Source organism: Arthrobacter sp. 05N425 (genome assembly GCF_056397125.1).
In genome coordinates, this window is record NZ_JBFTMU010000001.1 from 458,768 (window position 1) to 472,140 (window position 13,373).

At 68.5% G+C, this 13,373-nt stretch carries 14 protein-coding genes and 1 riboswitch; of the genes, 7 read left to right on the forward strand and 7 right to left on the reverse strand.

The window, feature by feature from the left end; translation table 11 throughout:
* Nucleotides 1–173 precede the first annotated feature (173 nt).
* From AC1DGE_RS02105 to AC1DGE_RS02115, 3 genes are all read left to right on the forward strand, one after another.
* On the forward strand, nt 174–1,322 hold the full coding sequence (locus AC1DGE_RS02105) for a cation:proton antiporter (protein ID WP_476892437.1): 1,149 nt from the start codon (nt 174–176) through the stop codon (nt 1,320–1,322).
* A 314-nt stretch (nt 1,323–1,636) separates the two neighbouring features.
* The gene (locus AC1DGE_RS02110; RefSeq protein WP_441417874.1) at nt 1,637–2,479 is read left to right on the forward strand and encodes an esterase/lipase family protein; all 843 of its coding nucleotides are present in this window, start codon (nt 1,637–1,639) and stop codon (nt 2,477–2,479) included.
* Between the two features lie 106 nt (nt 2,480–2,585).
* Nucleotides 2,586–4,256, forward strand: a complete 1,671-nt coding sequence (locus AC1DGE_RS02115) for a SulP family inorganic anion transporter (RefSeq protein WP_476916798.1) — start codon at nt 2,586–2,588, stop codon at nt 4,254–4,256.
* A gap of 21 nt (nt 4,257–4,277) precedes the next feature.
* On the opposite strand, the gene AC1DGE_RS02120 is transcribed toward AC1DGE_RS02115, so the two are convergent.
* The 3 genes from AC1DGE_RS02120 to AC1DGE_RS02130 form a co-directional block, all read right to left on the reverse strand.
* Nucleotides 4,278–4,490 carry a YegP family protein gene (locus AC1DGE_RS02120; RefSeq protein WP_441417658.1) on the reverse strand — a complete coding sequence of 71 codons (213 nt, stop codon included), beginning with the start codon at nt 4,488–4,490 and terminating at the stop codon, nt 4,278–4,280.
* Nucleotides 4,491–4,613: 123 nt separating this feature from the next.
* A complete protein-coding gene (locus AC1DGE_RS02125; protein WP_441417657.1) occupies nt 4,614–6,344 on the reverse strand; it encodes a DUF5671 domain-containing protein in 1,731 nt (576 codons plus the stop codon).
* Nucleotides 6,341–6,901 carry an LpqB family beta-propeller domain-containing protein gene (locus AC1DGE_RS02130; RefSeq protein WP_476916799.1) on the reverse strand — a complete coding sequence of 187 codons (561 nt, stop codon included), beginning with the start codon at nt 6,899–6,901 and terminating at the stop codon, nt 6,341–6,343. Before AC1DGE_RS02130 ends, AC1DGE_RS02125 begins: the two co-directional genes overlap by 4 nt.
* Before the next feature lie 103 nt (nt 6,902–7,004).
* Here AC1DGE_RS02130 and AC1DGE_RS02135 point away from each other — a divergent pair, with 103 nt between their 5' ends.
* Complete coding sequence (locus tag AC1DGE_RS02135; protein WP_476892436.1) at nt 7,005–8,480, forward strand: DUF5129 domain-containing protein; 1,476 nt, start codon at nt 7,005–7,007, stop codon at nt 8,478–8,480.
* Between the two features lie 85 nt (nt 8,481–8,565).
* A complete protein-coding gene (locus AC1DGE_RS02140; RefSeq protein WP_441417654.1) occupies nt 8,566–8,943 on the forward strand; it encodes a cupin domain-containing protein in 378 nt (125 codons plus the stop codon).
* 34 nt (nt 8,944–8,977) lie between these two features.
* On the opposite strand, the gene AC1DGE_RS02145 is transcribed toward AC1DGE_RS02140, so the two are convergent.
* Together AC1DGE_RS02145 and AC1DGE_RS02150 are read right to left on the reverse strand one after the other, a co-directional pair.
* Entirely contained in the window at nt 8,978–10,171 is a 1,194-nt protein-coding gene (locus tag AC1DGE_RS02145; RefSeq protein WP_476916800.1) for a type II toxin-antitoxin system HipA family toxin, read from the reverse strand.
* Complete coding sequence (locus AC1DGE_RS02150) at nt 10,171–10,368, reverse strand: helix-turn-helix transcriptional regulator (protein ID WP_349627135.1); 198 nt, start codon at nt 10,366–10,368, stop codon at nt 10,171–10,173. Before AC1DGE_RS02150 ends, AC1DGE_RS02145 begins: the two co-directional genes overlap by 1 nt.
* Before the next feature lie 258 nt (nt 10,369–10,626).
* Between AC1DGE_RS02150 and AC1DGE_RS02155 the strand changes: the two genes are divergently transcribed.
* Nucleotides 10,627–11,184: a dihydrofolate reductase family protein gene (locus tag AC1DGE_RS02155; RefSeq protein WP_476892434.1), complete on the forward strand. Its 558-nt coding sequence runs from the start codon at nt 10,627–10,629 to the stop codon at nt 11,182–11,184.
* A gap of 95 nt (nt 11,185–11,279) precedes the next feature.
* On the opposite strand, the gene AC1DGE_RS02160 is transcribed toward AC1DGE_RS02155, so the two are convergent.
* The gene (locus AC1DGE_RS02160; RefSeq protein ID WP_441417651.1) at nt 11,280–12,041 is read right to left on the reverse strand and encodes a hypothetical protein; all 762 of its coding nucleotides are present in this window, start codon (nt 12,039–12,041) and stop codon (nt 11,280–11,282) included.
* Between the two features lie 4 nt (nt 12,042–12,045).
* A riboswitch (cyclic di-AMP (ydaO/yuaA leader) is annotated at nt 12,046–12,211 on the reverse strand.
* 201 nt (nt 12,212–12,412) lie between these two features.
* On the opposite strand from AC1DGE_RS02160, the gene AC1DGE_RS02165 reads away from it, so the two are divergent.
* Nucleotides 12,413–12,667 carry a hypothetical protein gene (locus AC1DGE_RS02165; protein ID WP_441417650.1) on the forward strand — a complete coding sequence of 85 codons (255 nt, stop codon included), beginning with the start codon at nt 12,413–12,415 and terminating at the stop codon, nt 12,665–12,667.
* Between the two features lie 2 nt (nt 12,668–12,669).
* Here AC1DGE_RS02165 and AC1DGE_RS02170 read toward each other — a convergent pair whose 3' ends face one another.
* Entirely contained in the window at nt 12,670–13,281 is a 612-nt protein-coding gene (locus tag AC1DGE_RS02170; RefSeq protein ID WP_476916801.1) for a DNA alkylation repair protein, read from the reverse strand.
* Between the last annotated feature and the right edge of the window lie 92 nt (nt 13,282–13,373).

Here is a 13,373-nt window from a genome sequence, read left to right on the forward strand (position 1 = left end):
TTCGGGGGCGCCGGACCCCCGACGGACTAGTCTCATTCCATGGCGAAACACCCCAGAATGAGGGCCGCGGCGGCTTCCGTCATCTGGCTGCCTGAACCGGCGGCACAGGCGCCCGCCGCACAGGTGCCGGGGGCGCTTGCGCCGTCAGCGCCGCCCGCCGGGTTGCGTCCACGGTGACGTTCCTGTCCCTGGCGCTGATCGCCGTCGTCGCCCTCGCCGGGCCCGTGCTCGCACTGCCGGTCCGCTGGCGCCTGCCGGTGGTCCTGGGCGAGCTGCTGGCCGGCGTCGTGATCGGCCGAACGGGGCTCTCGCTGGTCGATCCGGGTGATCCCACCTTCAGTCTGCTGGCAAACATCGGCTTTGCGCTGATGATGTTCGTGGCCGGAACGCATGTGCCCGTCAGGGACCCACAGATCCGCTCCGCCTTGGGAAAGGGATCGGGCAGGGCCGCGGTGGCTGCCGGCGCGGCCGTGGTCATCGGAACCGGCATGGGCCTGGCCTTCGGTACCGGCCATGCTCCGCTCTATGTGGTGCTCCTGGCGTCATCGTCAGCCGCACTGGTCCTCCCGATCGTCGACTCCCTGCGCCTGGGCGGACCGAAGGTGGTGGCAATGACGGCCCAGGTTGCGATTGCCGACATCGCCTGCATCGTCGCGCTGCCACTGGCCGTGGATCCGCCGAACGCCGGCCGCGCCGCGCTGGGGGCGCTCGCGGTGGGGGTCGCGGCCATGGCGCTCTTCTTCGCGTTGCGCGCCCTGGAGCGGAGCGGCACCCGGCAGCGCATGCACCGGCTCTCCGAGGAGCGCAAATTTGCCCTGGAGCTGCGAATCCAGCTGACCCTGCTTTTCGCGCTGGCCGGAGTGGCCAACTTCGGCCATGTCTCCGTGATGCTGGCAGGCTTCTCGTTCGGTCTGGTGGTGGCCGCCGTCGGCGAACCGAGGCGCCTGGCCCGCCAGCTTTTCGCCGTCAGCGACGGATTTCTCGGCCCGATTTTCTTTGTCTGGCTGGGCGCGTCCCTGAATCTGCGCGATCTCGCCGGCCACCCGGACATGGTGGTCCTGGGACTCTCCCTGGGGACCGGGACGGTGCTGCTCCATGCCGGCCTGAGAGTGGTCGGACTTCCCCTTCCGCTGGGCGTTCTCTCGGCGGCCCAGCTGGGGGTGCCGGTGGCAGCTGCCAGCATCGGCACGCAGCTGAACGTGCTGCTGCCCGGCGAGGACGCCGCCCTGCTCCTCGGCGCCTTGGTGACCATAGCCGCCAGCAGCCTGGCCGGATCGCAGGCGGCCAAGACCTTCGCCCAACCTTTGAAAACCGGAGACTGAAGCCGGAGACGGCAAGAGCAGTAGCAGCCAGCGGCACTGGGCCAGGGCCGGAAAGGCGCATATGTGCAGCCGCGCTGTCCTGTTACCGGGAAGTACCCTCATGCGGCGAGAAACCGCTGCACAAACGTGCAGAAAAGTCCGCACGTCGGGAAGAGCTATCTAGCGTGAAGGGGTGGACGTGAGCCGGATCACAAGGGGGGCGGTCCCTAACTCACCTCCATCTACACAGACCCCTCAGTGCCGAGGGGCCCAATCGAAGAGGTACTTCCGTGTCCCAGCCCAGCACATCTGCCCGAACCAAGCGCGCCAAGGCCATGTCCGCCGCGGTGGGTGCAATCGCCCTCCTCTGCGGATCCCTGGCGGCTGCACCCGCGGCTAACGCCGACACCGTCGACGTCTCCCCTCCCGGTGCAAACGACTGGTCGTGCAAGCCCACGACGGCGCATCCCTACCCGGTGATTCTGGTACCCGGCACCTTCGAAAGCATGGCAAAGAACTGGGCGACCATGGCGCCGGCCCTCAAGAGTGAGGGCTACTGCGTCTACGCGCTCAACTACGGTTCGACCAACGGCATCGACGCCACCGGCCCGATCGCCGACTCCGCGGCGCAGCTTGCCCCGTTTGTCGACGCCGTACTGGCCTCGACCGGGGCGAAGAAGGCCGACCTGGTGGGACACAGCCAGGGCGGCATGATGCCTCGTTACTACATGGGATTCCTGGACGGCGCGGAAAAGGTCAACCACCTGGTCGGCATCGCCCCGTCCAACCACGGCACCCAGGGGCTGATAGCTCCGGCGCCGGACTCCGTGCCGCCCGCTACCTCCCTGGGCGGCTCCAACTGCCAGGCCTGCGCTGACCAGCAGGCGGGCTCGCCGTTCCTGGCCAAGCTGAACTCGATCGGGGATACCGTGGCGGGGCCGGCATACACGGTCATCTCAACGACGCACGATGAGGTGGTGACTCCGTATCAGAGCCAGTTCCTGGCCGGGTCAGCGCAGCAGGTCACCAACATCACCATCCAGGACAAGTGCCCGGCGGATGTGATTGAGCACGACCAGACGCCCAACGATCCGGTCGTTCAGCGGCTCGTCTCCAACGCGCTCGGGCGCCCGGCCGGTCAGCCGGCCGACCCCGCCTACCAGCCAAGCTGCGTTTAGGGGGGGTCCGGCCGGCCGGCCGACGTAGAATCGAGCATGAAGCGCGCCCGCTCGTCACCGGCCTGGAACTGAGCCGGCCGCCGTGCGCCGCCGCTGGATCGGAAGTGTGCCGCCCGGCCTCAAGATTGTCCTCGGCTACCGGCGCTCCTGGCTGAAGTCCGACCTGGCTTCGGGCGCGGCCCTGAGCGCGGCATTGATCCCGGCCGGCATGGCCTACGCCGAGGCCTCGGGCCTGCCCGCCGTCACCGGTCTCTACGCCTCGGTGGTTCCCCTGCTCGCGTACGCCGTGTTCGGCCCCTCGCGGGTGTTGATCGTCGGGCCGGACTCCTCCCTCGCACCGATGATCGCCGCGGCGATCCTCCCACTGGCGGGCGGGGCGTCCGGCCACGCCGTGGCCCTGGCCGGGGTGCTTTCGCTGCTGATAGGGGCGATGCTGATCGTTGGCCGGTTCCTCAAACTCGGTTCTGTCACCGGCCTGCTGTCCAAGCCCATCCGCGTGGGCTACCTGAACGGCATAGCGCTCGTCGTAATCGCCAGCCAGCTGCCCAAGCTGTTCGGCATCCCGGCCGACGCCGGTTCACTCGCCGGCAGCCTTGGCGGTACGGGGCGGGCACTGCTCCAGGGCGCCGCTAATCCGCTGGCACTGTTGTTCGGCGCCGGCACCATCGCGGTCATCCTCGGCTGCCGGGGGCTACCGTGGAAAGTCCCCGGTGTGCTGCTGGCGGTGCTGGCTTCCATGGCTGTCACCGCCGCGGCCGGGCTGGGCGGGGCCGTTCCGGTGGTTGGCGCCCTCCCGGCAGAGCCTTCGGTGCCCGCGCTTGGCAGCGTCCGGCCGGAGGAAGTCCTTGCCCTGCTGGGGCCCGCGGCCGGCATCGCACTGATCGCCTTCGCGGACACCTCAGTGCTCTCGACGAGCCTCGCGCGCCGGCGCGGCACCCGCGTGAATGGGAACCAGGAAATGGGCGCACTCGGCTTCGCCAATGCGGCCTGCGGACTGTTCGGCGGTTTTCCGGTTTCCGGCAGCGCGTCCCGCACCCCGATCGCGCTTGAGGCCGGGGCGCGCAGTCCGCTCAGCGGCGTCATCGCGGCAGCCCTTGTGGTGCTGTTCATGATCTCCGCGCCCGGGATCACGGCGTTCCTGCCCTCCAGCACCCTGGCCGCCGTCGTGATCCTTGCGGCGGCCTCGATCGTTGACGTCAAGACCCTCGTGCGGCTGATCAGGATGAGCCGGACCGAAACGGCGCTGCTCGTCACGACGTTCCTCGGCGTCGCCTTCGTGGGTGTCCTCGAGGGCATCCTGGTCGCAATCGGCCTGTCCCTGATCGCTTTCGTCCTGCGCGCCTGGGACCCTTACCGCACGGAGCTGGCCAGTGTTGAGGACCTGCCCGGCTACCACGACCTCAGCCGGCACCCGGAAGGCCACCGGGTGCCGGGGCTGGTGATTGCCCGCTTCGACGCCCCGCTGTTTTTCGCCAACGGCGCGGTGTTCGCCGAGCACATCCGCACGCTCGTGGCGCAGGCCCCCGGACCCGTACGGTGGGTGGTGGTGGCGTCGGAGGCCATCACGGACCTCGACACGACTGCCCTGGATGACCTCGTGGAACTCGACGACGAACTCGCCCGGAAAGGCATCAGCCTGGTGTTCGCCGAGATGAAGGGGCCGATCAAGGACCGGCTCATCCGCTTCGGCGTCAGCAGCCGGTTCGGCCCGGACCACTTTTTTCCCACGGTGCACAACGCCGTCCGTTCCTACCGCAGGGAATTCGGACTTCCGTGATCCGGGCCGGCGGGTCCTGGCCTAGCCGGCTACCCCGGTGATGCTGCCTGCGGGCTCTTCGGTGAGGTCAACGACGTCGGCCCCGGCGTTCTTCTTGACGGATTCGACTCCGCCCATGGCGCTGGCCTTGGACTTGTAGCTCTGCGAAGACGCCACTACCTCGCCGTTGGCAGCCTTGAGCCGGAACCGGAACCCACCGGACTTGTCCTTGTACACTTCGAATTTTCCAGCCATGTCGCACCCCGACTTCTTCGTCGATAACCACGGCCGGGCGGCCGCTAATCGACAGGCTACTGCTAACCCTGGAGGACCGGCCAGAGACCCGCCGGGCGGTGTCGCCGGCTGCCCGCAACCGGCTCAGCCGCGCAGCGGTATGACGTCCACGCTGCCGCCGGGACCCGTGATCACGAGCACGCGCTTGGCGCTTACCCCGGCGAGGGCCTCGGCCAGCCGGCCGCCGGGATCCCCCGCGGACACGCCGGCCTCGGACAGGCCGACGCCGGGCGCGCCGGCGTCAGGCACGCCGGCGGCAGGCACGGCGGCCGCCGGTACGGGCACGGCGATGTCGTCCCGGATCCAGACAGTAACCGCGGCCCCCGTGAGCTCCTCGAGGGCGCGGCGCAGCGGCTCCGGGTCGGGGCCGGCCACAAGGATCACGTGCCCAATCGTCCGTTTCCGGCCGAGCCCCGCGGCTGCCGGCCGGGACCTGTCCTGCCGCCAGACGGCAAAGTGGTAGCCGGCGGCCAGGCCCGTGGCCACCAGCAGGCCCAGCGGTGCGCGGATCCGGTCCACCAGGCTGCCGCCGGTTACGTCGCCCAGAAAATATTCGAAGACGCGGTAACCGACCACCAGGAGGGCAATCAGGGCCACCACGGCGCTGAGGCCAAACACCGCGATGAGATAGACGCGCCGCCCGAGCGGGACAGCGCCTTCAAGCCGGTGCTGCCTCGCCGGCCGCCACGCAAGCCACCAGACGCAGCCGCCCACGGCGAGGGAACTGATGCCGCCGAGCAGCAGGGTGCGGGCGTTGCCTCCGGCCAACGGCGACACCGCGATGGAGAGGGCCGCGTTCACGATCACGCCGACGCCGGTGGCGGCAGCCGCCAGGGCCACACCCGAGGTCACCAGCGCCCCTGCCTGACGGGTCCGTTCGGCGCGGCTGACCGCAATGGTCCGGTAATAGCGCCAGACCAGCGAGCCGACGGCGGCCGACGCGATCGCGACGCCGAGGGGCGCAAGCAATTCCATCAGGGCGTCCTGCCGGTCAAACGCCAGTCGCAGCAGGACAAAAAGGACGGTCCCGGCCCCGCCCAGGGCGAGAAGGCCCGCCGCCAGCACACCGACGACGACAAGCCCCACATCGGCGAACCCGCCCCGGAGCCGGCGCGCACCACCCCGGACCCAGTGCCACCACCAAACCAGGCCCCCGCCGGCCGCCCAGACCAGATCCTGCAGGGTGGATTGCCACCACGGGTCAACGGTCGACGTGAGCTCCATCGATCCGCGGATGGCGACGTCCAGCAGGCCGCCAAAGGCCGTCACCGCGGCGCCCACTCCGACGCCCAGCCCGAAATACGTGCCGATGACGGCCGGCACGTTCGCAAGCTCGAGCGGGCTCCGCGCCCGATGCCGCCACATCCAGCGGTGCCACACCCACACTAAGGCCCAGACCAGGCCGACGGAGAGCGGCGACCGCCACTCCGGATTCGCGTCGGCGATGAACGAGGCCGCCATCGCCAGCAGGGACGTCACAAAGAGGATCAGCGAAATCGTGTAAACCGCGGCGACGTAAAGACCCCACGACGTGGCCGCCCGCTCCGCTTCCTCGTCCAGCCGCCGCCAGACGAACCACCAGAGCAGCGCGGCGAGCGGGCCGCCGATCAGCGTGAACGCCAGCGACAACGCCAGCCCCGCGACCCCTTCTCCGGCCAGCACCTGGCCGGAGCGCAGCAGCCGTTCCAGCAGGCCGCTGAGCCCGTTGGCGGCGATCACCACGAGGGCAAAGAGCAACACGAAGACCACCAGGCGGCGGACCTTCGCCTGCGCCGACCCCGCCGCTGGGCCGGTGGGCACCCTGGTGGCGCTCACTTTTTCAACACCCCGCCGGCGCAGGTCTGGAGGCTGTATGGCAGATCGTTGATCATCCACTTGCCGGCATCCTTCACCAGGCCGATGACGGCTTCCTCGGCGTATTCGGAGGGGCCGAACGGCCCCTCCGACGCCGAGTGCACCACCGAGACCTTCACCGTGGCGGTGTCCCCCCGCTCCGAGGTGGAGATCAGGACCACCCGGCTGGCCTGGGCACTGCCGTAGAAGTTGGCGCAGCGGGACCGGGCGGCGTCGGTGAGGTAGGCGTCCGCGGCGGCGGTGTCCGCGTCGATGACGGCCCTGCTGTAGCGCTGCACCACTCCGGCCGGGGACGACTCATCCAGCGGCTGCGGCTCCCCGCGAAGAAAGACCACGGCCAGCGCGACCACCACCAGCACGGCGATCGCAGCAACGATGCCCTGCAGCACCCGGTCGGGCCGGTGCCGCTCCGGGACCGGGGCCCGGACCGCGGCGGGTCCCGGGACCTGATCCTTGCCGCGCGGGCCGTCGCTGCTTGCTGTGGCCGGTCGTTCGGGGCCGTTCGGCGGCTGACTCATGCCGTCAGTATGGAGGGGCCGCGATGCCCCGTCACGGTGTCTTTCGGCCCTTTCAGCGCCCCCACGGCTCGACGACGCTGGCAGCAGACACTACTCTCAGGCGATGGGGATCATGCGGAAAATCATTGGCCCGAAACTGGCGGGCGCCCTGCTGCTGCTCATCGCCCCGTTGGCCATCCTGCTGGGCGCCGCGCCGGCGGCGCTCGCCGTCCCGCCGGCCGACGTCGTCGTGGAGGACCGGGCGGGGGTCCTGGACCGCAACACGCTGATCCCTGCGGTGCAGAAGATCGAGTTCTACGAGCCCACCAAGGTCGCCGTCTACACGTACAAGGGCAGCGCGGCGGACAACCTCAACGAGGAGGTGCTGCGCTTCGCCCGCGCCGAGCACCCGGACTGGATCAGCAAGGACGGGCAGAAATGGGCGGACGGCCTCTTCATCTTTGCGCTGGATCCGGTGGGCCGGCACGTCGGAACGTACATGGGCGAGGACCGGAAGGTATCCCTCGAGCAGCGCGCTGACATCCAGGACGCCGCCAAGGAACTGCTGCGCGACGCCCAGTGGACGGAAGGGACCATTGCGGGCATTCGGCGCGGCGCGGAGCTGATCAACCAGCCGTGGTATCGCTCCACCGCCTTCCTTGTCACGGCCTGGGGCGCTGTGGGGGCCGCGGTGGCCGCTGCGGGCACCTGGTTGCTGGTCCGCTGGCGGACCCGAGTGGGCAGCCGCAAAGAGATCGCCCGCGGCGACGCGAACTATGCCAACGTGAGCATGGATCTGCAGGTGACGGAACTCAATGCCAGCACCATCCCCGAGTCGTCGCGGTACGGCAGCACCGTGCTGGAGAAGCACCGCACCTTCCTGAGCCGCTACAACACGGCCACCGGGCTCTCGAACCAGGTGCATGCCCTGACGCCGCGGCAGCTGGGGCGCCGTTCCAGCCTGTCGCTGGCCCGGCAGTACGCCGATGCAGCCGCCGAACTCGATGCCCTGGATGACGTCATCGCCGACACGAACGCACTGCTGAACCGCGGGTCCATCTGGGCGACGGCGTGGGACCGGCAGCTCGCCCCCTTCCGCAGCGACCTGGCGGGGATCGAGGGCATGCTCGCCAAGAGCCACGGTGAGGGCGATTCCGCCACTGCCGCCGCACTCCGTTCCTTCCGCGACCGCAGCCAGCGGGACATAGAACGCTGGACCGCGGAACTTTCCGACGGCAGCATCACCCCAGAAACCGCGCTGGACCGGCTGCGCGACGCCAGGACCGAGCTCTCAGAGCTGCTCAAGAGCCACGCGGACACGGTGATCGCCGGCTTCGCCCGGAACGATCGCGAGGCCAAGCTCATGCGCAAGGAAATGGAGGAGGCCCAGGCGGGGACCGGCAAGAAGCAACGGCGCAGCTATGAGCCCAGCATCCTGGGCACGGTGTATCCCTCTTATTACTTCTTCTCGGTCCCCACTTTCAACAGTGGTTTCAGCACCGGCGTCAGCAGCGTCAGCTCCGCCAGGGGCGGTTCCACCACAGGATACGGCGGCAGCGGCGGCAGCTTTTCCGGCTCCGGGAGCTCGTCCAGCTTCTAAGAAATGTGTATCGACAACGGGCGGCCAAGCGAGGACGCTTGGCTCCGTAAGCAGTTAAATTCCCTGATAGGGAAGAGGGAGTGCCATGACCACAAATGTTGTTACCCAGCTGCAGGTGAAGTCCCACAACTCGCCCGATGAGAAGCGCCGTCCGGACAAGACCGAGGTCGACATCGTGTCCGTCGGCGACTACACGATCGGCCGATTCAGCTTTGAGCCGGGATGGCGCTGGTCCGAATGCATCAAACCCGTGGTGCACACTGATACGTGCGAGAACAGCCACGTGGGGTTCTGCGTGTCCGGCAAGCTGACCGTCGAGACCACCGACGGCGGCCGCATCGACATCGCCGCGGGAGATTCCTACACCATTCCCCCGGGCCACGACGCCTGGGTTGAAGGCGGAGACCCGTTTGTCGGGGTCGAGTTCCTGAGCGCGGCCACCTTCGCCAAAGGCACGGAATAGGGCGCGGCCGGGCCTAGACCTTCCATGTCCTGGTTCAGGCGTTGATCTCCTGGCGCCTGAACCGCAATTCCCGCTGCGCTCCGCGCAGCGGGGAACCCGAGAACGGCAAGTCTTCGAGGCGGATGGCGTCCGCCGCCGCAAGCGCAGTGCGGTTGGCGCTCTCCGCGGCCCGGCGCGGCAACCCGAGTGTGACCGCGAATTCGGCCCAGTGCCTGGCCTTGAGGTTCCGGGTCTTGCCGGCGACGGGGAGGGCCAGCGTCTCGTCCCCGTACAGCAGGGTGCAGGGAACGTCGTAGACGGGGGCCATCGCGAAACCGGCGGGACCGCCCAGGATGGCCAGGTTCTTGGCGTGAAGGTCGCCGTTTCCGGTCAGCCACGCGAAGAGGAACTGGAGGTACAGGTTGCGGCTGGCAACCACCGGCGCCTTGCACATCCGAGCCAGCGCGGCCGCAACATCCTCCGACGCCACGCCGTACTTGGACGCCGGCGGGAGGCCCAGCACCTGGGTGCCGTCTTCGAGCGGCAGCCGGTGCCATGCGCCGTCGGCCGTCTTGACCCGGTCGAACCTTTCGACGAGGAGTCCGGGCAGGCCGTTCCGGTCGGCAATGACGGAGCTTTTTGCGACGGCGATCTTCAGCGCCTTCGCACCTTTCAGGTGGGCGGCCTCGTTTTCCACCAGGTGCGGGTGTTCCGGCGGATCGAGTTTAAGCAGGTAGCGGTGTCCCCGCAGGGCCAGCGGAGTGGTCAGCATGGAGGCGCTGGTCTTGCGCTGTACCCCCGGGATGCCGTGCAGGTCCACGGTGTTGGCGAGGAAGGAGAAATCCAGTTCCACGGGCCGTGAGGTATCGGCCAGGGCCGCCGGTTCCGCCGGGGGCTCTCCGGCCGGAACCACCTGCACGTCGCCGGGAACGTCCGCCCCGACGGCGAGCAGCAGGGTCAACTCGTCGTCGAAACTCGTTTTGGTGGCGTTCTTCAGCACGGTGAGCCGGTGGCCCTCGGGGAGGAGTCCGGCAAAGAAGGCGGGCAGCGCCCCGGCGGGGGCTTCCACTGCCACCTCGGACGGGGGAAGGGAGATGGCGACGGCGGGGTGGCCGCCTGCGAGGTAGTCGGGCCGGTAGGAGAACCGCACTCCCCCGGTGCCGGTCCGTGCGAGGTGGCCGGCCAGGCGGCCGTTCTTGTAGACGTCGGCCGCCCTGACGAACCTCAGGTCCTGGAGTTCGGCCGGCATCAGCCCACCGCGAGTTTCAGGCCGAGCACGTTCGCCACCGCCACCACAGCCTGCAGCGACGGGTTGCCGCTCCCGGTCTCGATGGCGCGGACGGTACGCTCCGAGGTGCCGGCCAGGTGCGCCAGGTCCTCCTGGGTCAGCCCGGCCTCCTTGCGGGTCCGGCGGATCCCCTCGGCAATCGCCGCCACGTCGCTCACTGGCACTCCCCTTCGCTGCGCGCACACCATGCCGCGGTCTGATGTCCCGGCTTCGCCATATCGGCATCATTTTGCCGATCCCTCAGCAGGGCTCTCCTAATAGTGCCCGAATATTGCCCATTCGGCAACATACTGCCGAAATTGGTTTGTCGCGAGCCTACGGCACGAGCTTGGAGCCCAAAACGGCAGGATGTTGCCGTCCACCGGGGACGAGCGCCGCCTTCCCGCATCGCTTCGTCCGGGCGTAGGCTCTGGCCCATGCGAAAGATCATTCTGGCCCTCCAGGTCTCCCTCGACGGTTTTTTCGAGGGGCCGAACGGAGAGATTGACTGGCACATGGTGGACGAGGAGCTCCACAGCCACTTCAACGAGCAACTGGCCTCTATGGGCGCCTTCCTGGACGGCCGCGTGACCTACGAACTGATGGCCGACTTCTGGCCGACGGCGGACCAGGATCCGTCCAGTACACCGGCTATGGTCGAGTTCGCCAAAATTTGGCGGGACATGCCGAAGATTGTCTACTCCAGGACGCTGGAACGGGCCGACTGGAACACCACGGTGGTGCGCGACGTCGTCGCCGATGACGTGCTGGCACTGAAGGCGCAGCCCGGCGGCGACTTGGCACTGGGCGGGGCTGACCTCGCCGATACCTTCCGCCGGCTCGGGCTCATTGACGAGTACTGGATTTATGTCCACCCGGTGCTGATCGGGCGGGGGAATCCCTTGTTCAAGTCAGCAGACGACAGGACCGCGCTCACGCTCGCCGGCACCCGCGCGTTTGGCAACGGCGTCGTCCTGCTGCGGTACGCCGGCTGAGCTCACCGGCCGGCGTAAACGTGCGCAAAAGCCGGTGGCCAGCTGCCGTTTAGCAGCCGACCACCGGCCCTGGAAAGAGGTTCTTAAGCTTTTTGCTATGCGCTGGCGCGGACGAAGGTCACGCCACCCGTGGCGGTCAGCCAGGACAGCGGGTGCTTGATCGTCTGGTTGCTGCCGTTCATGCCACCGCTGATGGCCATGCCGTCACCGGCGTAGATGGCGACGTGGCCGGACTGGACGATCATGTCGCCGGGCTGCGGGGCACCCACAACCTTGCCGTAGCCCATGAACTGCTGGGGACCGAGGTCGCCCACGTGGATACCGGCCGCACCGAGGGCCTTCTCCACCATGGCGGTGCAGTCCTGGGTGATGCCGATCTGGCTGTAGGCGGCCGAAAGCATCGCGGCGTTGGCTCCGCCGGCTGCCGAGGCAGGTGCCACGGCCGCCTTCGCCTGAACGCTGACCTGCGGCGCTGCCGGCGCGAGCACCGGAGCAGGGGCAGGCGCGACAGCCGGAGCGGCGGCAACCGCAGGGGCGGTGACGGGCTTAGGCTGCTCGATCACGGGCGCCGGCGTGGTAGCGACTGCCGGGCGGGCGAAGCTGATCTGAACTGCGGAATCAGCGGTAACCGGCGCGGAGACCTTGCTGCCGACGTCAACCGACGAAGCGGGGGCGGTCTTGTTTTCGGCCGGGGCAACGGCTGCATTGGCTGCCATTCCGCTCGTGAGGACGAGGCCGGAGGCTGCGAAGATTACTGCGGCCTGACGACCGATGGTGCCTGATTTGCCCGAGAATGCTGAGGCCCGTCCGGCGGATGCGTCGGAACGATGGCGCGCAGAAGTAATGCTTGAAGTCATGTTTGTAGCCTCTCCCAATGCCTGCGAGGTGAGCTGTCGGATTCGGATGGGAGGCACCCGGCCGCGGGCCCGTCAATGCGGGCGCTGTGCGGCTTCACCCCAAGACCTGCTAAAACTGCAGGTCAAAAGTGGTTTCCCCGTCTCTGCCAGAAAGGTTGCATTCGGATCCCAGGCCGCGGCAGAGTTAGGCAATCGGCTCGGGAGCGCCCGTATCGGAAACAAACAGGCACCCATCTACGGTAACGGGCCCGGGCGGGAATGTCACATTCAGATAACGGAGCCGTGTCCTGGCGCGGAAGAAAGCCTAGGACGCTGCTAGCTGCCAGCCATAGGATGAGGGCACCCAGCATTCCCCGAGTGGAGGCCCCGTTATGAACAGCCACTGTGTCGCAATTTGCCAGCTCAGCGATCAGCCGCAGGAGGATTTCGACGTCAACACAGAGCTGCTGGTTCTCGAGGGAAAGGAAATCCACGTAGCCACGTGGGACGCGGAACCGCGCGACGGCGGCTTCGATATCCACGTCCTGAATGACCGTGTGGACGCGCTCGGTTTTATGGTGGTGACCGACTGGCAGTTCCTCGACGGAAAGGCGTATGCCGTCGTGGAGCGCCGGCCCGGCACGTAGCGCTACTTCGCCGTCCCGGAGGTGACGGCAGCGATCGCCTCCCTCACCAGACCGGCGTCGTCCGGGGTGCCCGACTCCGCCAGTGCGGCCTGGCGCCGGTAACGGTCCCAATCCCCTCCACCGGCCCGTAGCTCGCGGAGCGGCGCCATCAGGGCCGCCCGCCGCAGCCAATCGTCCGGGTCCTGCAGCCAGCGGCCCAGCACGGTTTCCGCGCGGGAACGGTTTTGGCCGTCCAGTCCCGCAATCAGCGGCCCGACGACATCGGTCGCCAGCGGATCGGCCAGCTCGCGCAGGCGCGCAGTCCGCAGGAAACCCTCGATCCGGGTCAGGTCCGAATTGTCCAGCAGGGCCAGGCTGGACTGCAGCAGGACGACGGCGGCAAGGCGGCGTTCGAAGACGGGCACCTCCCACAACTCCGAGCTGAGGGCGGTGACATCGTCGCGGCCGAGTGACCGGTACCGGCGCAGCGCGTCGCGGACAGTGCCGCGGACGGCGCCAACCGAGGAGCCATAGCTCCCCAGGCCCGGGCCGTATCGCGCCTGCGCTTCCTCGGCCCGCTGCCACGAGCTCTCACGCAGCAGCGCCGCGTCAATGAAGTCACCGGCCTCGCTCATGGATCCATTCTGTCGTGCGGGGGCCGGCTAGGCCTAAGCAGCTGCGTCCTCCCGCGGGAAACCGTCGGCGAGCGCAGTGTCCTACGCGGACC